General features: G+C 35.1%; 22 protein-coding genes. 15 read left to right on the forward strand and 7 right to left on the reverse strand.

Annotated elements, in window-relative coordinates; all coding sequences use genetic code 11:
- Positions 1–62: 62 nt before the first annotated feature.
- Positions 63–509, reverse strand: coding sequence for a hypothetical protein (locus FNN09_RS13585; RefSeq protein ID WP_143302918.1), 447 nt, complete (start codon positions 507–509; stop codon positions 63–65).
- A gap of 139 nt (positions 510–648) precedes the next feature.
- Between FNN09_RS13585 and FNN09_RS21155 the strand changes: the two genes are divergently transcribed.
- The 6 genes from FNN09_RS21155 (at position 649) to FNN09_RS13610 (ending at position 4,888) form a co-directional block, all read left to right on the forward strand.
- Positions 649–792, forward strand: coding sequence for a hypothetical protein (locus tag FNN09_RS21155; protein WP_185969001.1), 144 nt, complete (start codon positions 649–651; stop codon positions 790–792).
- Entirely contained in the window at positions 782–1,174 is a 393-nt protein-coding gene (locus tag FNN09_RS13590; RefSeq protein ID WP_143302919.1) for a hypothetical protein, read from the forward strand. Before FNN09_RS21155 ends, FNN09_RS13590 begins: the two co-directional genes overlap by 11 nt.
- 592 nt (positions 1,175–1,766) lie before the next feature.
- Positions 1,767–2,177, forward strand: coding sequence for a hypothetical protein (locus FNN09_RS21160; RefSeq protein ID WP_185969002.1), 411 nt, complete (start codon positions 1,767–1,769; stop codon positions 2,175–2,177).
- A 127-nt stretch (positions 2,178–2,304) separates the two neighbouring features.
- Positions 2,305–2,604, forward strand: coding sequence for an AlpA family transcriptional regulator (locus FNN09_RS13600; RefSeq protein ID WP_143302921.1), 300 nt, complete (start codon positions 2,305–2,307; stop codon positions 2,602–2,604).
- Between the two features lie 474 nt (positions 2,605–3,078).
- Entirely contained in the window at positions 3,079–3,453 is a 375-nt protein-coding gene (locus FNN09_RS13605) for a plasmid mobilization relaxosome protein MobC (RefSeq protein ID WP_143302922.1), read from the forward strand.
- Between the two features lies 1 nt (position 3,454).
- On the forward strand, positions 3,455–4,888 hold the full coding sequence (locus FNN09_RS13610) for a relaxase/mobilization nuclease domain-containing protein (RefSeq protein ID WP_143302923.1): 1,434 nt from the start codon (positions 3,455–3,457) through the stop codon (positions 4,886–4,888).
- 76 nt (positions 4,889–4,964) lie between these two features.
- Here the strand turns inward: FNN09_RS13610 and FNN09_RS13615 are convergent, their stop codons facing one another.
- Positions 4,965–5,099 (reverse strand): hypothetical protein, encoded by a 135-nt coding sequence (locus tag FNN09_RS13615; RefSeq protein ID WP_143302924.1) that lies wholly within the window; start codon positions 5,097–5,099, stop codon positions 4,965–4,967.
- Between the two features lie 317 nt (positions 5,100–5,416).
- Between FNN09_RS13615 and FNN09_RS21475 the strand changes: the two genes are divergently transcribed.
- From FNN09_RS21475 to FNN09_RS13645, 7 genes are all read left to right on the forward strand, one after another.
- Positions 5,417–5,539, forward strand: coding sequence for a hypothetical protein (locus FNN09_RS21475; protein WP_255434119.1), 123 nt, complete (start codon positions 5,417–5,419; stop codon positions 5,537–5,539).
- Positions 5,540–5,572: 33 nt separating this feature from the next.
- A complete protein-coding gene (locus tag FNN09_RS13620) occupies positions 5,573–5,866 on the forward strand; it encodes a hypothetical protein (protein WP_143302925.1) in 294 nt (97 codons plus the stop codon).
- A gap of 111 nt (positions 5,867–5,977) precedes the next feature.
- Entirely contained in the window at positions 5,978–6,661 is a 684-nt protein-coding gene (locus FNN09_RS13625) for a toll/interleukin-1 receptor domain-containing protein (RefSeq protein ID WP_143302926.1), read from the forward strand.
- 313 nt (positions 6,662–6,974) lie between these two features.
- Positions 6,975–7,910, forward strand: coding sequence for an MBL fold metallo-hydrolase (locus FNN09_RS13630; protein WP_143302927.1), 936 nt, complete (start codon positions 6,975–6,977; stop codon positions 7,908–7,910).
- Between the two features lie 128 nt (positions 7,911–8,038).
- Positions 8,039–8,746, forward strand: a complete 708-nt coding sequence (locus FNN09_RS13635) for a hypothetical protein (protein ID WP_143302928.1) — start codon at positions 8,039–8,041, stop codon at positions 8,744–8,746.
- A gap of 26 nt (positions 8,747–8,772) precedes the next feature.
- Positions 8,773–9,717, forward strand: coding sequence for a ComEC/Rec2 family competence protein (locus tag FNN09_RS13640; RefSeq protein ID WP_143302929.1), 945 nt, complete (start codon positions 8,773–8,775; stop codon positions 9,715–9,717).
- A gap of 90 nt (positions 9,718–9,807) precedes the next feature.
- Entirely contained in the window at positions 9,808–10,836 is a 1,029-nt protein-coding gene (locus FNN09_RS13645; RefSeq protein WP_143302930.1) for an AAA family ATPase, read from the forward strand.
- A 317-nt stretch (positions 10,837–11,153) separates the two neighbouring features.
- On the opposite strand, the gene FNN09_RS13650 is transcribed toward FNN09_RS13645, so the two are convergent.
- From FNN09_RS13650 to FNN09_RS13660, 3 genes are all read right to left on the reverse strand, one after another.
- The gene (locus FNN09_RS13650) at positions 11,154–13,769 is read right to left on the reverse strand and encodes a S8 family peptidase (RefSeq protein WP_143302931.1); all 2,616 of its coding nucleotides are present in this window, start codon (positions 13,767–13,769) and stop codon (positions 11,154–11,156) included.
- A 10-nt stretch (positions 13,770–13,779) separates the two neighbouring features.
- The gene (locus FNN09_RS13655) at positions 13,780–15,315 is read right to left on the reverse strand and encodes a DUF4041 domain-containing protein (RefSeq protein ID WP_221932501.1); all 1,536 of its coding nucleotides are present in this window, start codon (positions 15,313–15,315) and stop codon (positions 13,780–13,782) included.
- A gap of 369 nt (positions 15,316–15,684) precedes the next feature.
- The gene (locus tag FNN09_RS13660; RefSeq protein WP_143302932.1) at positions 15,685–17,268 is read right to left on the reverse strand and encodes a hypothetical protein; all 1,584 of its coding nucleotides are present in this window, start codon (positions 17,266–17,268) and stop codon (positions 15,685–15,687) included.
- 304 nt (positions 17,269–17,572) lie between these two features.
- Between FNN09_RS13660 and FNN09_RS13665 the strand changes: the two genes are divergently transcribed.
- Both FNN09_RS13665 and FNN09_RS13670 read left to right on the forward strand, forming a co-directional pair.
- A complete protein-coding gene (locus FNN09_RS13665) occupies positions 17,573–17,788 on the forward strand; it encodes a hypothetical protein (protein WP_143302933.1) in 216 nt (71 codons plus the stop codon).
- Positions 17,789–17,834: 46 nt separating this feature from the next.
- Positions 17,835–18,200 carry a LytTR family DNA-binding domain-containing protein gene (locus FNN09_RS13670; protein ID WP_143302934.1) on the forward strand — a complete coding sequence of 122 codons (366 nt, stop codon included), beginning with the start codon at positions 17,835–17,837 and terminating at the stop codon, positions 18,198–18,200.
- A 175-nt stretch (positions 18,201–18,375) separates the two neighbouring features.
- Here FNN09_RS13670 and FNN09_RS13675 read toward each other — a convergent pair whose 3' ends face one another.
- Together FNN09_RS13675 and FNN09_RS13680 are read right to left on the reverse strand one after the other, a co-directional pair.
- On the reverse strand, positions 18,376–18,807 hold the full coding sequence (locus FNN09_RS13675; protein WP_366520170.1) for a transposase: 432 nt from the start codon (positions 18,805–18,807) through the stop codon (positions 18,376–18,378).
- A gap of 296 nt (positions 18,808–19,103) precedes the next feature.
- On the reverse strand, positions 19,104–20,324 hold the full coding sequence (locus FNN09_RS13680; protein WP_185969003.1) for a site-specific integrase: 1,221 nt from the start codon (positions 20,322–20,324) through the stop codon (positions 19,104–19,106).
- Positions 20,325–20,933 lie beyond the last annotated feature (609 nt).

Below are 20,933 nucleotides of genomic sequence, written 5' to 3' on the forward strand. Positions count from 1 at the left end.
TTTCATTGATACATTTCACTAAATAAAAACAAGCATAAATCTAATATGTGGGTTTTGAGAGACTATTCCAATATTATTTTCACTGTTTTGTGAAGTGGACCTTTACGATGTTCTAAGAAGAAGTCAAACATTTCATTTTTATCAGTCAATAAGGTAGTACACTTTTTCAGGGAAGGATACACTTTTAGTTCGTTTACGACTGAAAAATAAGTCACTTTCAAGATAATATCTTCATTAACTAATTTATCAACATCAACAACTTTTGTGCTAAGTAGTAAATATTCTTCTTCGTAACCTGGAGGAATATAATTAATTCCATCAATAAAAAAAGGGATATCTGCCAGGTGCTGCCTTGGGGATTCTATTTCAATATCTTTAATGATCTCAAATTTTACATGCTTGGCCATGCCGTTACCAATATTTTTTATTTTAATATAAAATAAGAATGTTATCCTTTCTGTGCTATCTAACCAAATAGCAATTTGCGGCTCAACTAATGATTTTCTCATCTTATCATATTACACAAACCATGAAAAAACGCAGTTTAGCAAATTACCTAGTACAATAAAACACATCCGAGGGTTTTGTAAAAGAAACTACCCTCCGTCAAAAAATGATCTATTAATATTTGGGGCAGGTTATGATGATATGTTAATTGCAAAAGTTGCAGCTGATAAAAAACTTAGTAAGAAATTTCAAATCATTGGTTTTACTTCTCTTCAAATTGATATGTATCAAGAAAGTATGCTGCGTTTAGAAAATGCTAAAGAAGATCTTGGAGATGATGATTAGCTATTTTACTCCTGCAAATGACCCTTTTGTTACTACACAAACAATAAAAGAAATTGTTGATAAATATGGAAATAAAAAAGAAGACTGCAATATATATTTGTGTCCTGTATCTACTAAGGCTCAAGTACTAGGTTTCACCTTATTTTTCATTACGGAAGACATGGATAATTTAGGTATTATATTTCCATATTCAGAAAGTTTTCAGCTAAAACTAGCGAAGGAAGAAATAGAACTTGGATATATACTGTTGAATTCTAAAAAGGCTTTAAAAACTCTCTTTCAAAAAGTAAGCTTTACGAAACAATTTAAAAGGAACGATCAAATTCGTTCTTATCCTCAAATGTACCTGCACATACAATTTGCATACAAAAAAGGAGAATAGATGATAAAAGATGAAAACCGAAATAAGATATTCTAGGCAATTTGTACTGAAATACAATCAGTCTGGGGACTAGATGTTACTTGATGATAAAAGATGAGAACTGAATCATTACGACTCATAACCAGGGGATCCCTAGCTCAAGCCCAGATGAAACCGTCCTTATTATCATGCACTTACATAGATGTAGGTGCTTTTCTTTTTTAACGGGTCCAACAAATTCTGAAAAAACTTCTCAGCATATATCTTTAAGTGAAAAATTGTAAAGCTTGATTACAACATTGGATTAAACTAACTTGATGATAAAATTAAACCTCTTTAATCCACATTTTTATAAATGGACCTTTTGGTAAGATATCTGGGACAATTTCTTTTTAGGCTAAATCAAGCTTTTAGTCGTCTTCTATATTTCCGAATTTTACAAAATCATACTTCAATAGTCATATTTATATTACTAACCTCTTTCATAATTTCATTTATCGCCTACTGGGCAACAGGTTTCTCCTACTATGATGCTTTAATGTATTCGGTTGTAGTTGAAGTTGGTTTATTTCTTCTTTTACTAATCATTGGAGCTTCTTATGAAGTTCAAAGATTGAAAAAGTCCCGGTGTGACTATTCTTTTCGATTTGTAAGAAGTAATCTGAACGGAATCGAAATATCTGACTTAGGTTTTTCAGAGATGGATAGGAGTAATCTAGCATTGGTATTAAATAATCTACGCCCAAAACAAAAGATTGATTTCAAATTGGTTTCAGATAATCGAATTGCAGCAGATTATAAACAATTACTTCGCATTTTGTACTTATTGATTGATGGTGGAATTAATGAGTATTCCAAAGAGCAAAAAGACCAACTATTTACTTTTATTCAAGACACTTTCACTTTAAATGGTTTAGACGTTAACTTGGCTAGTTTACGGTCTAGATATTCAGAGTGGATAAATGAAAAAGAAGACGAGTTTGAAGTAAAACTGAAGGCCTTCAGGAATATTCTTTTTCAATAGGGGTATTTAATCCGTATCTACTCCGTAATGACAATTACCTTCTTGATAGACAACATGATGACGGTGTATGTTTGGTGATGAGAATTCAAAGTATGAATAGTCATTTATCATCAAAAAACATTACAACATGGACAAGCAAACATTATTATCAAACCAGGTATTAAGTGAACTAAAGCAAATCAAATGCTTGCTTTATGACAATAAAACGGTTTTAAACGTTGAAGAACTGTCACAATACACAGGACTTTCAAAAAGTAAAATCTACAAGTTGTTGAGTAAAAAGTTAATTCCTACCGGCTCCAACCCCAATATTCGTCAGAAGTTTTTCTTCAAAAAAGTCATCGACAAGTGGTTAATGGGTGTTTCGTTATCAGAATTGGATGCAGAAGCTGAGTTTGACCACATGCTCCGCAATAAGGATAAATAATATTTAATAGTCATGCTTCTTACATGCTTCATCAAAGCTTTTGTCGGTCTTGGTTTCTTGCAAAAGAGTTCGGCATAAACCCGCGCTTGATGCGCATTGACTTCTATTCTGACCAAAACACATGTGCTTTTTTACTGCTTTATTGGATATTTAATATCAAAAACTCATTAGCTAATAAAAGTACATAAGTTTTGTTTGTCAAAACGGTAATGCCCATCAAGTTGCCACCCCGCGAGAGACCATTTTATTCCGCTTCCTTTTGCTGAAACCAAGACCTTTTTAGAAGAGTGGCTTACGCATGTAAAAAAGCAATAGTGTATTTAAAAGATGAGGCGCAGCAATATTACTCTTAACTAATAAAACCAATAGAAAAATAGCTGATACGAAGTAAATGCCAGATGTGTCTTTGGTCCCCAAAAACGTCTGGCCTGCTCTTCGAGGAAAGAACGAAAACAACAATTCAAATAAGAAAAGATGAGGTCGAAAAAAAGAAAAAGTGAGTTGAGGGTACGGCAGGTAAAAGTTCGTCTGACACCAACAGAACATTTCGAAACAGAAACGATGGCTTTGGAAGAAGGGTTCGAAACCATCAGCCATTTTGTCCGTCATCGTATTTTCAGAAAACGATTAACCAAACGCATTGTCATCGAGCTCGAATTTCAAAAAGTGTTCAACCAACTGGCCAGGGAACTCAATCGGTTAGGTAATAATGTGAATCAAATAGCCAAACGCTTAAATGCCAATAATAACTATATGCTCGAACAGCACGATACTGTAGTTTTAAACCAGGTTCAGGAAGAATTAAATAAGTGCTATCTACTCCTTGAAAAACATTTGACAAAAATCTAAAATGGTTATTGTAATCCACCAAGCAACGAACACAAAAGCCGCTCTGAATTATAATGAAGAAAAGGTTGGCCAGGAGCTAGCCACTTTATTTATGAGCCAAACCTACGATGGTATTAATGCATCCATTTTTTCAAGTGATTATCGGCAAAGAGTTTTGGAGCGCATTGAGGAGCGAAATCATCGTGCCAAAAACAAGTGCTTGCATATCTCGGTCAACCCAACGCCGGAAGATATGGAGCGCCTGGGAGAAGCTGGGTTAAGAGTTGAGATTCAAAACTTCATGGATCATCTAGGTTACACCCATCAACCATTCTTTGTATACAAGCATAAGGATATTGACCGGACGCATTTACATATAGTTTCAACACGAATTGATGCACAGAACTTTAAGAAAGTTAAGGATAGCAATGAGAAGCGCAAAACCCAACAATTTATCACTAAGCTGGAAGAAAAATACGATTTGCAAAAGCAGGTGTCAAAAAGAAAAACAGTTAATTTGATTCTGACAGGAACAGGTAAAGAACTAAAGGACAGTATTCAGTCTGTTTTTAGATTAATGAATGCCTCCAACCTTAAGAACAAACAGCAATACTTGGATATTCTAAAGGCTTTTAATTTACAACTTGACGAAGGAAGGAAAATAGACTATATAAAAGTTAATGATAAAACAGGACAGACATTACGTCACCCCATCCCAATAACTGACTTCATTGAACCACCAAACCTGCAAGTTCTTCATCGCCCGAGTACTTCAGTTGAAGAGCGTCAGAAAATGCTTTTAAAGGAAAAACTAAAAACTTTTCTTCAAGCCGTAAATAAGCAATACCGCTTTTATGATCTTAACACAATCAATAATGTTATGTATAAAAATGGATTCGTACTTTTTCAATCCTCAAAAAATGGCCATTACAATGTTTATGCACCAAAAGAGAAAATGGTATTAAATGTTGAGTATGAATTGAAGCGTTACTTTGTCCGGCTTAAGGACTTTAAACTGACTCAAAATGATTATGGAAAAGTCATAAAAGAAATCGTTAGCCAACTTAAAGCTCAATATACCAACATCGCAGAAGGATTAATTGATACCAGACAATCAATTATATCACCAAATAAAGATGAACCCAAAGTAGTATTAAAACCACTTGATTATGATTCAAGTGAAGAATTCAGAAAGTTGAAATCCTCATATAATTCTAAGCAATTGAGGATTATTAAAAAAGAAATGCAAAATTATCTGCAATGGTTGACTGAAAGGATAGCTGCTCACGAATTTGAAAAACGACCTGAGGAGAACTTAAAGAAGAGCAATGTACTTGAAAATTTCAGTAATCATTTTATGAGGGAGTTGTTGATGTACAGGAATTCAGAGAGGAAAGTAGGAAAAAAAAGATATAGGAGACTAGATAATCAAAAAAGGAAGGGCAGAAAGATTTGAAATAAAAGTAATGTGACAAAGGAGAGTGCATGAACACCCTCCCAGTGCTAGGCGGTATGGTGGCCGCAAATTACAGTTATGGTCTATATTCTGTATGACCACATTTAGGACATGGAGGCAAGGTGTCTGTGTTATCATCTAACACAACTGTTTGACCACACTTCTTGCAAGTATATGTCCCTTTTCCTGGTTTTTCACCTGTTGTTGACATGTGAGTTTAGTTTAAGGTTATTAATGGAAGTGGGTTACTTCCTACCAGGCATGATGATTTATAGTTTTTAGACTACTTAATATGACAAAGCCTCATGCCTTTTCGGTTTCGTCATGGAGTGATGAATATACTTAATTCCTATGTTATTTGTATGCTGATGGTTTGCAATAGTAATTATTGCAATGTTTTGATTTTTAATGTTTATTAATGATGACCAATATGGTAGAGTGTTGGTTATGAGTTTGTCCTGAGCTAATTTCCTTTCTCTTTGCCTCTGTTGCGGTGTTTTTAGGGCTATTACAATCAAACGATTTTAAGTGCAGGGCATTGGAAGAAATCTAACTGCTTGCGGAAAGTGCATTTGGGTGTCGGGCGAGGATGAATTGGGTTTGGGCGAAATTGCCAAAATGTGGCTATGGGAATTAGCATTTGGACGTTAGTTTTATGGTTAGCAAAAATATAAAACTACCCAAATGAAAGTGAGTAATCTTAATGGTACAAGTAAACCTAAATATAGTTGTAGATGTGGCAGTTGGCTGAGACATTGGCATAATTACAGTGGACAGATGGCTAATCAATGCCGAGCTGCTGGTTGCTCTAGTACAGCAGCTGTTGGCGCTCATGTTAAAAAAACGATGGGGAATGACACCAGTTGGTATATTGTTCCTTTTTGCCATGCACATAATCGCATGGGTAATGCAATTGAACTTGTTTTTGGAACTGAGCTTGTACCTGCTAACCAGAGTGAGACGTGTGGTTTAAGATAGGGAGATGATCGGCACTGATTGCAAATCAGCGCCAGCGAAGGGAGACGAGGGAAATTAGACTTATTCAGTTTTTTTTTATCTAAAAATTAATTCATTTAAAATATTCAAACTATGGCAAGATGTACAGCACCTTCAAGAGGGCATCGAACAGCGAGTGCAGCAGCTGCCTGCCCTGCTTGTGGCAGTCGCTATCGTGGCTATAACTCGTACACTTCACCTTATTCATCATTAAGTAATAATACTAGCAGTCGTAACTTTGGAAGTGGACAAACTAGAAGTAGTAGAGCAAGTTGGTCCAAGGCTGGATCGATAGTACTATATACACCTGCTGAGATTCGAACGCTTACACCAGTTCGCGAAAATGTAGAGAAACGCTCATCAATACCTGACCTCCGAGATGTTTTCCTTTGCCATGCATGGGATGACCGAAAAGGAGCCGCTAAGGAGTTACACGATTTACTTGAGTCGAACAGTGTTTTGGTTTGGTTTAGCGAAAAGGATGTTTTGCTTGGCTCATCCTTGCTTCGTGAAATCGATAAAGGATTGGCTAAATCAAGAATTGGTATTGTATTGGTGACTCCTTCATTTTTGAAGCGAATAAAAGGAGAAGGTATTGCTGATAAAGAACTTTCGGCACTCCTATCACGTGATTTACTTATCCCCATCTTACACGATACAACATATGAAGAACTACGTGAAGTCAGTCCATTGCTTGGCTCAAGAAGTGGTTTAAGCACTTTAGAGGATTCAATGAAAGATATTGCATCTAAGTTAGCGGAGCTTGTAGAAATCTAGGAATAAGAGAGAAATTAACTTTAAAAATTAACGTTAATTAAAAGATAGGACTATGGGAATTAAGCCAGGACCAAAAAGAAAAGCTAAATCTACCGGAAAACCAGATAGGCGACAGAGAGATAATAAAGAAACACCGGGCAATACGCCATCATTGAAGCCGCATAAGCATAAGAAGGGGGATTAATAAAATGCCCCAGCAATGAATTGGCAATAGGTAATTTGAAGCTAGCGGAGTCACTGATTGCAAATCAGCGCCAGCGAGTGGACACTAAACCTAACTTGGTAACTACTTTTACTAACTGATATATTAATAATGAAACAAGTCATCTTCAATGTCGGCGGTGCTTTATCCGTCTATTCTGAGTTCTCAGGAAAGAAGCTACTAGTTGATATAGGAAAATCAAAGGATTATAATCCAATAACTGATTTTTTACTTCCTCTGTATGAGAGACAGCGCTATACAAAAAGTACAACTGATAGTTCAAAGTATTATATTGACCAATTACTAATTAGTCACCCTCATAATGACCACATTTCTGCTATAAGTGATTTTAGGGATGCCTTTTTCCCAGAACTACTTACCTGCCCAAATGATAATGATGGTATGGACGATAACCACAAGGTAAACTGGGATCTGTTTGATGAAAATCCAAACATTGACATTTTAAAGGAAATGCTTGTAGGTCGGCAGCCTCCCTTAAGAGCAACTCATGATCAAAATGAATTTATTTATTATTTGCCAGCAAAAGATGTGGACGGGTCTGATGAGCTTAGTGGAGAAAGTTATTGTAATAATATTAGTATTGCAGTTTTCTTATTGATTAATCATCAAAGAATTTTCATGCCTGGCGATATTCAAAAAATGGGTATGAAAGAGCTAATAGATAGAAACTACTATCTAAAAAACAAATTAGCTGGTGGTGTTGACTTTTTGATTACTCCACATCATGGACTAAAGTCATCATTTAGCACAGTTCTATTTGATAACATGCGGAATAAAAAAACAAACCGACTAAATATTGTTTCTGAAAAATCATCAGGTGACGATGATAACCGTACCGTGGATACTAGATACAGTAGTTCGGATTACTGTCTTGGAAATAATAATTTGAGTACTCGTGATTCCCAATGTAACCAAGTAAAAACATCAAGAGGACATATCTTGATTGATTATTCTACATACGGGAGACCTAAGTTGGAGATCATTTCAGATAAGGAAATTCTGTTAGAAAAGTTTATGCAAATCTAATGTAAGTGTAGTTACTCACTTTAAAAAGCGTTAGAAATAGCAACAAAGATTACGTTTAAAGCTCAAAATATGAAATCTCATATTTTGAGCTATTAAAACTTTTATAAATCCATAAGAAAAATAGATTAATGGATAAATATTCGTTACATGCAAGGATTTACCCGGTGGTTATATTCTTGTTGCCCATAGTTATACTTGGTATAACATATTCAATTAAATATGAAGAATATTTTCAGATCTTAACAACATTAGGTGTGTCCTCTGCTTTAGTGTATATGATGTCAAATATTGGAAGAGACAAGGGTAAAAAAAAAGAAAATAAGTTGTGGCAAGGTTGGGGGGGGATGCCCACTATACAGTTATTGCATTTCAGAGATAATACAATTGATGATATCACCAAAAGAAAATATCATAATAAGCTTTTAAAGTTTGATCCAATAGAGAAAGAGGATGTGGATTTTGAGAATACATCTCTAGTCAATCTTTCTGAAATTTATCAATCATGGACGAAGTTTTTGATTTCTCAAACTAGAGATACAAAGAAGTATGCATTATTATTTAAAGAGAACATGAGTTATGGTTTTCGACGGAATTTATGGGGATTAAAAACAATTAGTTTAATTTTTATCTCAATTGCTTTACTAATTAATTATGTATTTGCAGGATTAAATGTAGGATTCCTTTGTTTTAATATGTTTTCATCAAGCTTCTGGATTTCTGAAATAGCTTTGTTACTTCTGATGTGCATTTGGCTATTCGTTATTACTAGTTCCTGGATAAAAATACCAGCATATGGATATGCAGAGAGATTATTGGAGAGCATAGAAACACTTTAATTTTAATTGAAAAGTAATATCAGATTATGATACGGATTCATTTTTTAAATGTAGGACACGGAGATTGCATAATTGTTGAGTTTAAGGATAGCGGGCGTGTTGCTGTTATTGATATAAATATGACAGAAGATATGGATGAGACTTCTTACGCAGAATTGCTTGATGAAGCTATAAGTCTTCTTGATGATGTTGATAGGGCTTATCACTCGTTGCGAGGGTATTCAAATGAGGAGCTGCTAGTAAAAGCAGAATACAAGATAGAGTTGCAGAATCCGATTAACTACCTGACTGAAAATCATATAAATGGTGTTTTTAGATTCATCTCAACACATCCGCATATGGATCATATGACAGGATTGAAAGAATTAAATGAAGCTAAAGGGATGAAGGTCTTATGGATCTCAAAGAATAACCAAACACAGGAAGAATCAAAATTATCAGATACACAAAAAGAGGATTGGAAATTCTATAAGAAACATAGAGATACGAAACAAAAAGATTTAGATGGCATTCGCACTATTGGGCCAAAATCAGCAGAATCAAATAATTTCTGGAGAGAGGACAAGATAACAATATTGGCCCCAGATACCAATTTGTTGAGTAATTCTAACACTAACAACTTGAGTTATGTGCTTTTAATTGAATATGGTGGTAAAAAGATAGTATTAGGAGGTGATGCAGAGAAAGATTCTTGGGATTATATATTGGAAAACTATAGTAACCTAATAAAAGATGTTACAATATTAAAGGCTTCACATCATGGTAGAGATAGTGGTTACCATCAAAAGGCAGTTAAACAAATGAACCCAGAGTTTACTATTGTTTCCGTTGGCAAGAAACCATCAACAGATGCATCAAATAAATACAGAAACTATTGTGATAATGTTTGGTCAACAAGGTGGAAAGGAAATATTGTTTTTGAAATACAATCTAATGGAGAAATGACATTTGATACGCAGCATGATAGATAAATTTAATTCATAGAAAGTTGGCTTAATAGATTCCAAATAAACAAAGCGCATAGCTATGAGTTATATTTTTATGTAAGTTTACAGAGTTATATGAGCCAATTTGATTACATAAAAGAAATAGCTAAGTATGGACTAGAGAATGATCAGGAGCATCTTTTAAAGGTGCTGAATGAACTCATTGCCTATTCGCGTAAGACGAAGAAGACGAATTTTGCTTTGCAGTTGCAGTCTATCTTAAAGGAGGGCTTGCGTTCTCAGCATACGAAAGGTCTTACCAAGACTGGTAGTGCTAAGTACTTTATCAAGGAAGATGATCGTGAGATTAATGAGTTGATCATTGAGAAGCTTACTTCGGATTATACTTTTGATAATCTTGTATGTTCATCAGAAATACGAACGGACTTAGAATATTTTGTGAAAGAGCATCATGGTATTGAGGTCTTGAATAAGTTTGACTTACCCGTATCAAATAAGTTGTTATTTCATGGGCCATCGGGATGTGGAAAGACTTTGGCTTCCTACGTACTGGCTGGTGAGCTGGATAAGATGATGTATGTGGTCAATCTTGGTGCTATTGTATCGTCGAAGCTAGGTGAAACGAGTAAGAACCTGGCGAAGCTTTTTAAACGTGCTACACATGAGGATTGTATTATCTTTTTGGATGAGTTTGACTCATTGGGTAAGGTGCGCGACTACAGTCAGGATCATGGTGAGATGAAACGTGTGGTTAATACGATTCTTCAGCTGTTTGATTACTTACCACAGAATAGCTTGATAATAGCTGCTACCAACCAGATGCAGATGTTGGATGATGCTTTGCTACGACGCTTTGATTTGAAAGTTAATCTTGATTTGCCGACTAAAAAGCAGATACAAGAGTTGATTGAGAAGACCTCCTCAAAAACTCAATTTACTTTTAGAACAAAAAAGGAGCTAAACGAGGTTGTTGCTTTGTCTCAAGGTATGTCGTATTACCTTGTGCAGAAATGTATCTTAAGTGCTATTAAACGTACTTTGTTCAATAATGATGCGACCTCATCGGATTCTTTCTTTATTGATACGGCTATTCTTAAGGAGTTGTTGAAGCGAGAGAAAGTAGCAGAAGCTAATGCTTTTTAAATTGGACAATTATCAATTGCCAAAATGTAATTTGAGATTTGAGTTGAACGTTGTCCGCTGGTTGCGATTTTAGGTGCAACAAAGTGGCAAGCTACGTTGCAGAGTATATGGCTAGTGTGAACGTTGAACTACGACAGTCAAAAGGTAACGCGTAAAAAAAGAATAGCTGCAGCAAAGTGGTATACAGCTGGAAGTATGATCGCTTATGAAACCTATCTCCATTCTCGCTTATGGTACTTCCCTTTGCCCCTATGAGCAAAGGGAAGAATGATTTGCAGGTTTGATAATAGCTTTAATAGAACAACCTGAAGCGGTTTTTACTCTAATTCTGCTTCTAGGTCGATTGCGTTTAATGCTGATAGTTCGTTGACTAATTGAATTTCGTCGTAGAGTTGATTCGATAACATACCATCAACTTCCTGTTCTTCAATCCGGAGTACGATAGAATACTTATGCTCTTCCCTTTTTAATCTTTCTAAAATAGAGGGGTCTATATTCTTTTTACAATCACAACGGACTAATAGGTTTAACTTATTGCCTTTATCAATAATATGTGGAGAGCTAACGGAGAAATCAATTTTCTGACTATTAGAGGATGGTTTTTTCTCAAGTGGATAATAGTCCTCAGACCAGGTTACACTATTCTTGTACTCTCTAACTTGTTTCGCATACTCCCATAACGCTTTTTTATCTGGATCATTAGCTTTTTCATGCGTTGTATAACCCGCCAGAATATCAATACTTGTTTCTAGATCATTATTTAATGGCTTGAACAATGCAAAACTAATGTGTAAAGGACAATACGCTAAAGCATTATTGAAAATAGGCATGAAACTATAACATAAAGTTGCAGTAATCCTGAGTGTGTTCTTTCTAGGTCGCTTAGATAGTTCTTCCAAGAATTTTGGAAGAGTAATTACCAGCCCTTTATGGCTATTTAATTTAATGGTGTTTTCAATAACCAATGTGACGCAATTATCGTTAGACGATAAGGCATATTCTTCATTTGGAACACCGTGTCCAGTGAGAAACTTTAGCAATCTATCTTTATTATAGAGCTTTGATAAAAGAGCTTTTTGCTTATTTGTCAGGGTATTCAACGATGTTTTTCTAAAATTATCAATTGAATACTTAAGTTTTAACTCATTAATTATTGGACTAAGGAATTCCGAATTGTAATTCAGAGATGCGGAATTAATGATTAGCGCTTTGATAGATTGTGTGTTAATATTAGGGTATCCTTTTTTTATCTTAGCGGCAATGTTGGTAACTAGCGGAGCAGAATTGCTAGTGCCGTAACTTCTTTCACTTAATAAGCCAGAACGCGTTGTTAAAACTTCCATTCCAGCTGAATTTAAGATAGCATCTCCACCAGCAAAAACCACATCAGGCTTATGGATATTTTTATTGATAAGTGATTTAGATATATGATACCCGTTAATCACTTTGCTATAATCCGCATGGTATTTTTTAGTGTAATAAGAAGGTAGTTCTTTTGAGTGGGTAAGATCAGAGTCATTTACATTAAAATTCTCAGCAATTGCACCGATTGTTAAGTTATTATATGATTCAGCCGGAGAATTTATATTACAGCATTCACATTCATGTTCAAAACTTACTTTATTCGGATTATAAAAGTGATTTGGGTATGTGTGAAGTGGATCACTAACTCGTTGCATTTCTTGCATATCTTCATAACCCAAATTGCCTGCAGCTAAAAAAAATAATACATCTAATTCATATGCCAGCTTATCTAATAGAAATGCATACTCGGAGACAATTTCGTTGTACAACTTACTTGTTGTTGATGTCATTGATAGATTAAATAGTTTCACCCCGTTTTGTGCAGCATCTCTAATAATTGTTTCAAGTTCTATTAGGCTATAAACACCTTCACTATCATCTATTACTTTTATTGGGACAATATTCGCATCGCTCGTAAATTGAGACTGGTTGTTGTCAAAGAAGCTTGTTCCTAATGCGATTAGACCAGCGATGCCTGTTCCATGGCCATTAGAATCAATAATAGGTAATGGATTCCCATTATTTGTTAAATCGTAGTTATAATTAACTATTGTATTTTTTAATACGGAATTTTGTTCCACACCTGTATCGATTACCGCAATTAAAGGGGCTGCCTTATTTTCATTAACAGTAAAGCCTGCTATCGTTTGTCTAACGCCAAAACTACTAGGTTTTACTTTATAGGTATGGCTTTGTATTTTATATATATTATCAAAATTTGCAGCCAATAAAGAAATTAAATCATCTGGGGCATTTTGAATGCTGATGAATGAATGGTTCTCCTCTAAAGAGTAAGTAAAGTCTGAATTTCTTCCTTTTAGCTCAGATAAGTACTGCAACAAACTAGTTGTAATATTGTGGATAGAACTAGAAATAACAGTATTGTCAATTAACTCAATTAGAACACTCTGATTTGAAAATCCTTTAATTATATCACTCGATTTTAATAGCTCAAAGTTATTAATATATACAAGCAGGTAACTAGACTCATCTAACTCAATATCACCTTCTTCTCTATTTGCAAAAGTGTTAATGTGTTCTTTCCATAATTCAAATTTACTCCGCTCATTGATAGCTAATAATACAGTATGATTTAACTCTTCATATTTAACTGCTACTAGGCCATAAATGGCTTCATACTTTTCTCTTAAATCTTTTGTAAAAACGCCATGAAAATAAATCTTTACATAATCAACATGCTCATTAATATCAATTGTTCTGTTGACCTGTCGTTGACGAAGGTCTTCACTAAATGAATTTAGGCATGTTGAGAATGTCTGCTTTTTGTTTTCATACTTTAATGGATCAATACTTCTATCTTCTTCTTCCTTTGGAGGAATGAATCCCCTTTTCGGGAATTTAACTACTGTACGAATTGTATTGTTGAGATAAAAATGCGGTCTTGTCATGGTTCACTTTTTAGTTAGGATTTACTTCTGTTATGCTTTTCATAGCCAGACTCTCACGATACTCAGCAGCTTCCGCTTTGAGGGTCCATTTGGTTTCGATGCCTTGTTTATCGATTTCGGCTTTAATGGATGAGATATTGATTTGGAAGAATTCTTTGCGTGCATTGACCTTGTTCATCTGGTTATCGACAAAAGTCCTGTGCAGCTCTTTTTCTAGTGCCGGTGCATCTTCAGAGTGTATCATGGCATGCACATCGAAGCTGAATGGAACGCTGGCATCGCCAAGCTCTTTGACTCTATCAAGGGGTTCGAGGCGACGTGTCAGTCCAATCTTAAAGACGTCTTCACCGAAGGAGCCTATGTTGGAAATGATATAGACATGGCCACGCTTGGTTTGCTGTGCCATGGATAGGGCTCTCTGGTTCTTGAGTTCAGCTTCTTCGTACTTAGATTGCAGTTCGTCGAGTTGTTGCTGGAACTTCTGCTTTTCCTGCTCTGAGGCATCTTCGAACTGTTTGCGTACTTTCTCCATGGCTTTTTGAAGCATCTTCTCTTCTTTCTCAGCATCACGGATGGCCTTTTCGTATTCCCGTCGAGCTCTTTCTTCCTCGCGGATGGCTTCCTTGATTCGCTTTTGTTCTTCACGTTCCTCTTCACGCAACACAATGACCCGTACGACCCAATGCAATTCTTCTATCCTTGCATCGAGGTATTCTTTTGTAATGATGGCGTCACGGAATGCCTTACCATTATTATTAACTATGCTATAGGCGTCTTTTATTTCCTGCTCCAACTTACCGAAGTTATCATGTTTAACACGTCCCAGTATGGAATCTACTTTTCCGTTAAATGCATCCATCACAAAGTTTACCGCTGTACGACGTCGATGTACTTCAACGTATTTACATGTGGCTGCCGATTCATTCTTTACCATGAATTTTGAGCGCTCGCGTGCTTTCTTCAGTTCCACACCTGCTTCTTTGTGGCCGTATTCTTCAGCTAAATCATCCAATAAGGAATGGGTAGGCTTTAAATATTCATCACCATAACCTTTGATAATATTACGCATGGCTTTGATGGTGTTGTCGTAATGATCGGCGTTGCGTTTGGCTTCGAGTGCTTCACCGGCAATTTCCTCGGCTCTGGCATTGGCATTGGCGATGATGGTGCCTGATTGCTCATTGGCATTTTGCAATATGGTATTGGCTTTTTCCCTTATGCCTTTGGCATCGGATCTAGCAATGCTTTTAATTTGTTCTACTTCGGTGATGACCTCTGCGTATTCTTTATTTGCTTGATCTTTCAAACCATCTGCAAAAGCGGCTATGTTGACGATGTGCTGGTATTTACTTAATTCATCCAGTTGTCTGCTTTGAGTGGTGATGGTCGATTCGTGGCTCTTAATTTCGGATTGCAGGTTATTCTTCTCTGCTGAATGGTGCTTGAGTAATGAAGAGAGTTCTTTTTTATGTTTGGCTTTAGCACTTGAGTTGATAAGGATTAAAGCTAATGCAAGCGCGACGAGCAGGAATATGAGTGTTTCCAAAATAACTGTTTTTGTGAGTTGACCTAAGTGATGGGTGTAATCCAAAAGTAAGAAAAAAATATTTTGGTGTTCTTTTCCTGAAATCAGATTTAATGTGTTCTAAAAAACATAGAGCTTCCTGGTTCTCTTATTGCTAATCTAATTGTTTCAGATCTTCAATTAGTTGTAATGATTGAGAATTGGTTAACTATAACGTAACGTGATGCTAAGTCAAATATTCGCTTATGTTTTATTGGAAGTTATTGTAGTATGTATGGAGGCGGAAAAGGGTTATACGGAAAACAAATAGCACAATTGAAGTGTTACGGAGTAAAAAGTAAAGTACGCACTGATTGCAAATCATCGTTAGTGGAAGGAACGCGAGGGGTATTAGCACTGATAAAGCGCCATGCTTCTTTCGAATGATGGTTTGAAAAACTGTTCTAAATCAACTTCAGTATCAAGATTCAACTTCTCTCTAATACGGAATTTAGCTTTTCGCACTGTCGATTTTTGAACACTTTGAATTTGACAGATGGCATCGGTTGACATACCCAATGCAAACATTAAAGCATACCGTGCATCAGCCTTCGATAGTTGTTGGTAATCGCTTAAGAATGTTTGATAAGTTTCACGGTAGCAAATGTCGAAATGAGTTGAAATGGTTTTTATCGTGACTTTACTTTTAGGGATGGTTTCCACTTCAACACCTAAACGTTTTTGCATGAGAATTTTTTCATTCATACCAACAACAAGGGCTTGAAGCTCTCGGTTTTTGGCACGTATCTTTCTTTGGCGTTTTTTATATAGATTGATGAGGTAATAAACTAAGAGCGTAGATAGAAGGAAACCAATTATAGCTATTAAGGAGATGGTGGTACGTTGCCACTTTAGGGTTGTAATGTCTTCTTTTAACGTATCAACTTCAGCTGAGATTTCAAGGACTAGGGCTAGACGTTGCTTCTGCTTGGATGTGAAAAGGTTTTGATATTTGGTAGCCTTACTTAAATGCTCAAATGCCTGATTGTAGTTGTTGTTAATCGTATCGATGCGGCACAGTAGTTTGTAAGGGTAATATTTCTTTTCATGTAACCCATATTTATCGTAAGATTCAATTGAGAGATAGAGGTAATTTTCTGCACCCTCAATGTCGTTTTGCAAATAACGTAATGCCCCTTTCAACTGCAAAATACCCGGTTCCTTAGCTATTCCTACAAAGTCATCGTCTAATGCAGATAATGCCTTATCTACATAATACTCTGCAGAGTCTAACTCTTCTTTTTGCTGAAAAAGATGACCAATTCTTCTATAAATATTAGCGGCTTTATTATTTAGATTAAGCTTGATGTAGTTGTCTGCTATGCTTTTAAGCTTCTGAATTGTTCCTGATTCTTTTGATTTCAAAATAGACCAAAAAGAGTACTCGGCAAATAATTGATGAGGGTAACTCCCATATTCTTTTAATTGTTTAACCCCCTTATTTAATGTAATGGTATAATCTTTTTTTAAATATCCATTACATCGTGCAATACCAATATTAGCAATTCCGGAATAGATGCATGGTCGATCATCTAAGAAGTTGATACACTTGTAGTAGTTGACAATGGCTTGTTCCCAATACCCAACCCCTTCTGATATCCAGGCCATTATTAAGTGACACTTAGCTTGTCCTTCAGAATTATCATTAATAATAAACTCCGTGAGTGTTTCCTTGATAGTGATAAGAGCAGAGTCAGGTTTTCCTTTTTGGTAGAAGAGAAAGGCATCTAAAAGTTGAATCTCATTTTTGTATTTGTTTTTTTGGGCTATAGAGATTTTTTGGTTTAGTTTAATTAGTTTTTTTTCGGCTAGCTCAGGATAATAATATAGTTGACTTTCAATATCCGCAATTTGGGCGGATACATTTCTTTGTGCAATCAACTCTGAAAATGTGCAAATAAAAATAAGGTACACTATAAAAATTACTCTTCCCATCGCTCCATCATTCTACCATAGAGTACAGTTCATCAATACTCAATCGTTATAATATATTTAACAAAGGTAAGAAAAAAGATATTTGGGTTACTCATTATATTAGTAATGTCCGTCAGCATAAGAAGGCCAATATTAATGCTCCTAAACGGCTATTAAATTGCTTGGGATGTTATAATGCTGGTTCTATATAATGTTGTATATGTGTACGCTAAGACTTGCCACGCCTTTTGCCATGCTTCATTTTCTTATTCCCTTGAAGTATGCTATTCTTTTGTGGTCCATTTAATTCTTAAAGGACACACATATGAAAACAATGCGTATTGGGCGTTTTATCATCGCCATATTATTCTTATTAGGGAGTGCTAGTATTAATCTACGTGCTGAAGCTCAAACAAACAATAATAGTGTTATAACTACTTCCAATTATCAAATACAAACAGATGAAGAGGACCCAGTGGAAATTGATCCTACAGAAGATCCATTTAGTGCTGATTGGATATTAACCATATTAGGTTTATAAAATTCCCGATTCTACCAGCCTAACCCTTTTTTAACCGTCATATATAATGATGTATAAAGAATGTGAGAATCCAGATAAGATATGTTTTCAAAAGAAACTTGGTCTTTTGACACCTAAAGGAATAGTACGATTAGTGGATATTCATGATATTGTATACATCAACGCCGAAAGAAGTTATTGTAAAGTTAATTTGAATGATGGAGATGAGATTGTTGTGAGTAAACCTCTTAAGAGATTCGAGAGTAAATTGTGCGAAGGTAAATTTATTCGTTGTCATCGAAGCTACATAGTTAATAAAATCTATTTAGTTGGCTTCTCGAAGAGCGCGAAAAGTATTAAGTTGATGAATGGAGATGAATTACCTTGTAGTGAGCAGGTTTTGAAAGAATTAATTGAAGAGGTGATGTTGTAGTATATGAGAAGGTATGTTGATATTATTTATGGATATAAAAAACCTTTCAATGTTCATATATGTAATTTAATCACATTCATCATTTCAATTAGAAAGCTACTTATGTGTTCTAAGTATAGCCATTCTTATTTTAAAAGTGGTTTATTCTTAATTACAATGCATCATTAGTGGGCGCTTAAAACCCACTGATTATTAATTGTTTATTTTTAAGTTCTTTGACATTTTTGTAATCACATTTCGTAAGCACCTCTTTTACAAGAGCTTTGTCTAGTAGAGAAATACTAAGGCTTTGTAGAATTTCGTAGATTGAGCGGTCAACTTTCAATCTGTTACCAATTATTGCAACAAGGTAGTAAGAAATGATCGCACAATACATCTGGATTTTTACAGCATTAAGATTTGTTCCCCAAAAGGATTTAATCTTATGGTGCTGTTTCATCCACTTAAAAAACAATTCTACTTCCCAGCGTTTTTTATACAGATATGCTACTTCGGTGGGTTTAAGTTCCATGTTGTTGGTAAGGAAGGTTAGTTCCTTATCCGTTTCACAATCATAATACTTGATCCTTCGAAGTTCTTCTGATAATCCTTGCTTGGGTAGTAGGATTACAGTTTGCCGATCTGATCATATTTAACTCCGGTTGTTTTGTCAACAGGATTGGAATACATTCGATTGAATCGCATATTATCTTTGGCTCTTGTCACAAAGAATGCTCACTGCCCATGAAGATGATAAAGCCTCTTGAAATCAATGTAAGCTTTATCAAGAACATAAAAGCTTCCAGGCTCATATGAGATTAGGTCTAGCGCATTGACATCGTGCATTTTGGCATTTGTGATATACAAAAACATTGGTATTGATGTTTTAACATCATACAAAGTATGCAGTTTGTGTAGGAATTATTAACTATAATTAAATAGTAATACTTCCATCGCATCATCAACTAAAGAATTGTCCAACTCTTTAAGGTATGCCTGTGTAATTGCAATGTTTTGATGCCCCATGGATTCGCTAATTATGTCAGTTGCAACGCCTTTTTGTTTTAAACAGTTGGCGTAACTATGTCTTGCTACATAACTTGTTAATGGTTGTTTAATTTTACAAACTTCACCTAGTTCCTTGAGTCTTCTATTATAGCGCTTAAGGGTTTTCTTCTTTCTATTTTCAAGGTGGGAAGGTGTCATATTCTCTTCGAGTAGTATAGGAAATACATAACCTGTTTCACTTTTCTTTTTTCTGTAAAAATTCAGTATTTTTTTTGCTGGAGGAAGAATTTTGATTTGGAAATTACGTTTAGTCTTAGCGCGTTTATAGTAAATCCGATCATTAGAAATATCCTGCCACTTTAAAGTCATCATATCTGCAAAATTCATACCCCTAGTATAAAAGCTAAATATGAATTGGTTGCGGGTGTCAATCAGTGTCGGGTATTGTGTTAAATCAATCTTCTCAATTTTATGAATATCGGAAAGGTTTAATGCTTTTTTTATTCCAGTAGATTTCAGTTTAGATACTTTGTATAGATTAAAAGGATATAAGTTGCCTGTGATTTGTCCTCTTTTAATTGCTGTATTAAAGACAGCACGAATACATCTCATTTTAACGCCTATGCCGCCATCGGTACCGCCATTGGATCGAAGCCATACTTCATATTTCTCAAGAAATTCTGGAGTGATCATCGTGAAAACAAGTTCTTTTTTGCCGCAATACTTTTTAAGCGAAGTCAATGTATCTGCATTAACTCTGGCATTTCCAGTTCTACCTGATACTTTTTGTTCATCAATAATCTCCAGCATAAACATCAAAAGATTTTTATTGCCAGAATTAGCTTGAAGTTTTAACTTTCTGTCAATTTCTTCTATGGTGGAGTAACCCTTTTCTTGCTCTAGTTTTGTAATTATACTTGTGATTCTCTCTTGAAGTTTTAGTAATAGCTTATTTTTTTCAAGGTAGTCACCTGACTTACTGGTAAATTTACCTTGTTTTCCATCCCATTCGTTCTTATAAGCGGAATATGGAGTACGGTATAATATTGATTTTCTATTATGAGTTAGTCTTAGGTAAATTGGATACTTACCTGTAGAAAGTTGTTTGGTTTTTAAGTATGGTTTAATACTAATCATGAATTTAACTTTGGGTCCAACATGGGTCCAACAAATTGTCATACAAAGGTAGCAAAATGACAACTTTAAGTCAATGCTAAAAATGTAAAATGCAGTATATCAGGCAAATGGTATTTGATGAAATTTGATGAAAATCACTTTAAGCTTCCTCATAATCAGGGGGTCCCTGGTTCAAGCCCAGGTGGGCCCACCCCTTAAAAAGCACTTACAGAAATGTAGGTGCTTTTGTTTTTTCGTGGGTTAAAGGATGTTGAAAAAAATATAGCCCGTAGTTTGTCAGGGAAAAGATCCAAATTCTAGGAACTGGTATTAATTTCATACAAATGGTAAAAAAATAACTCTCTTTACTTTAATAACAGTAATCTTCATAAAGTTGAACAATCAGCTTTTATATTGTACGAAACATACAGGTAAACTATTTGCTTTAGTGTAATAAAACTACAGCCCAAACAAAAGATGTACTTTCCGTTGATATCTGATAAAAATATTGTTGTCAACAACAAGCAATACTAATTAATTGCTTGTGAAAATAAGTTCTGTCATCAGCAATTAAACCTTATAGATAGATAATTCAACCATTTTAAAACTCAATTCAATGATTGTTGATGC

Source organism: Carboxylicivirga sp. M1479, from assembly GCF_007097485.1.
Classification (GTDB): Bacteria; Bacteroidota; Bacteroidia; order Bacteroidales; family Marinilabiliaceae; genus Carboxylicivirga.

What these genes read in the sequence shown, in the direction of transcription:
- FNN09_RS13680 (WP_185969003.1), bottom strand. Translation starts at nt 20,324, where the DNA reads ATGATTAGTATTAAACCATACTTAAAAACCAAACAACTTTCTACAGGT.
- FNN09_RS13660 (WP_143302932.1), bottom strand. Translation starts at nt 17,268, where the DNA reads ATGGGAAGAGTAATTTTTATAGTGTACCTTATTTTTATTTGCACATTT.
- FNN09_RS13585 (WP_143302918.1), bottom strand. Translation starts at nt 509, where the DNA reads ATGAGAAAATCATTAGTTGAGCCGCAAATTGCTATTTGGTTAGATAGC.
- FNN09_RS13615 (WP_143302924.1), bottom strand. Translation starts at nt 5,099, where the DNA reads ATGTCAACAACAGGTGAAAAACCAGGAAAAGGGACATATACTTGCAAG.
- FNN09_RS13640 (WP_143302929.1), top strand. Translation starts at nt 8,773, where the DNA reads ATGATACGGATTCATTTTTTAAATGTAGGACACGGAGATTGCATAATT.
- FNN09_RS13620 (WP_143302925.1), top strand. Translation starts at nt 5,573, where the DNA reads ATGAAAGTGAGTAATCTTAATGGTACAAGTAAACCTAAATATAGTTGT.
- FNN09_RS13670 (WP_143302934.1), top strand. Translation starts at nt 17,835, where the DNA reads ATGATGTATAAAGAATGTGAGAATCCAGATAAGATATGTTTTCAAAAG.
- FNN09_RS13600 (WP_143302921.1), top strand. Translation starts at nt 2,305, where the DNA reads ATGGACAAGCAAACATTATTATCAAACCAGGTATTAAGTGAACTAAAG.
- FNN09_RS13645 (WP_143302930.1), top strand. Translation starts at nt 9,808, where the DNA reads ATGAGCCAATTTGATTACATAAAAGAAATAGCTAAGTATGGACTAGAG.
- FNN09_RS13665 (WP_143302933.1), top strand. Translation starts at nt 17,573, where the DNA reads ATGAAAACAATGCGTATTGGGCGTTTTATCATCGCCATATTATTCTTA.
- FNN09_RS13635 (WP_143302928.1), top strand. Translation starts at nt 8,039, where the DNA reads ATGGATAAATATTCGTTACATGCAAGGATTTACCCGGTGGTTATATTC.
- FNN09_RS13650 (WP_143302931.1), bottom strand. Translation starts at nt 13,769, where the DNA reads ATGACAAGACCGCATTTTTATCTCAACAATACAATTCGTACAGTAGTT.
- FNN09_RS13610 (WP_143302923.1), top strand. Translation starts at nt 3,455, where the DNA reads ATGGTTATTGTAATCCACCAAGCAACGAACACAAAAGCCGCTCTGAAT.
- FNN09_RS13630 (WP_143302927.1), top strand. Translation starts at nt 6,975, where the DNA reads ATGAAACAAGTCATCTTCAATGTCGGCGGTGCTTTATCCGTCTATTCT.
- FNN09_RS13625 (WP_143302926.1), top strand. Translation starts at nt 5,978, where the DNA reads ATGGCAAGATGTACAGCACCTTCAAGAGGGCATCGAACAGCGAGTGCA.
- FNN09_RS13605 (WP_143302922.1), top strand. Translation starts at nt 3,079, where the DNA reads ATGAGGTCGAAAAAAAGAAAAAGTGAGTTGAGGGTACGGCAGGTAAAA.
- FNN09_RS13590 (WP_143302919.1), top strand. Translation starts at nt 782, where the DNA reads ATGATGATTAGCTATTTTACTCCTGCAAATGACCCTTTTGTTACTACA.
- FNN09_RS21155 (WP_185969001.1), top strand. Translation starts at nt 649, where the DNA reads ATGTTAATTGCAAAAGTTGCAGCTGATAAAAAACTTAGTAAGAAATTT.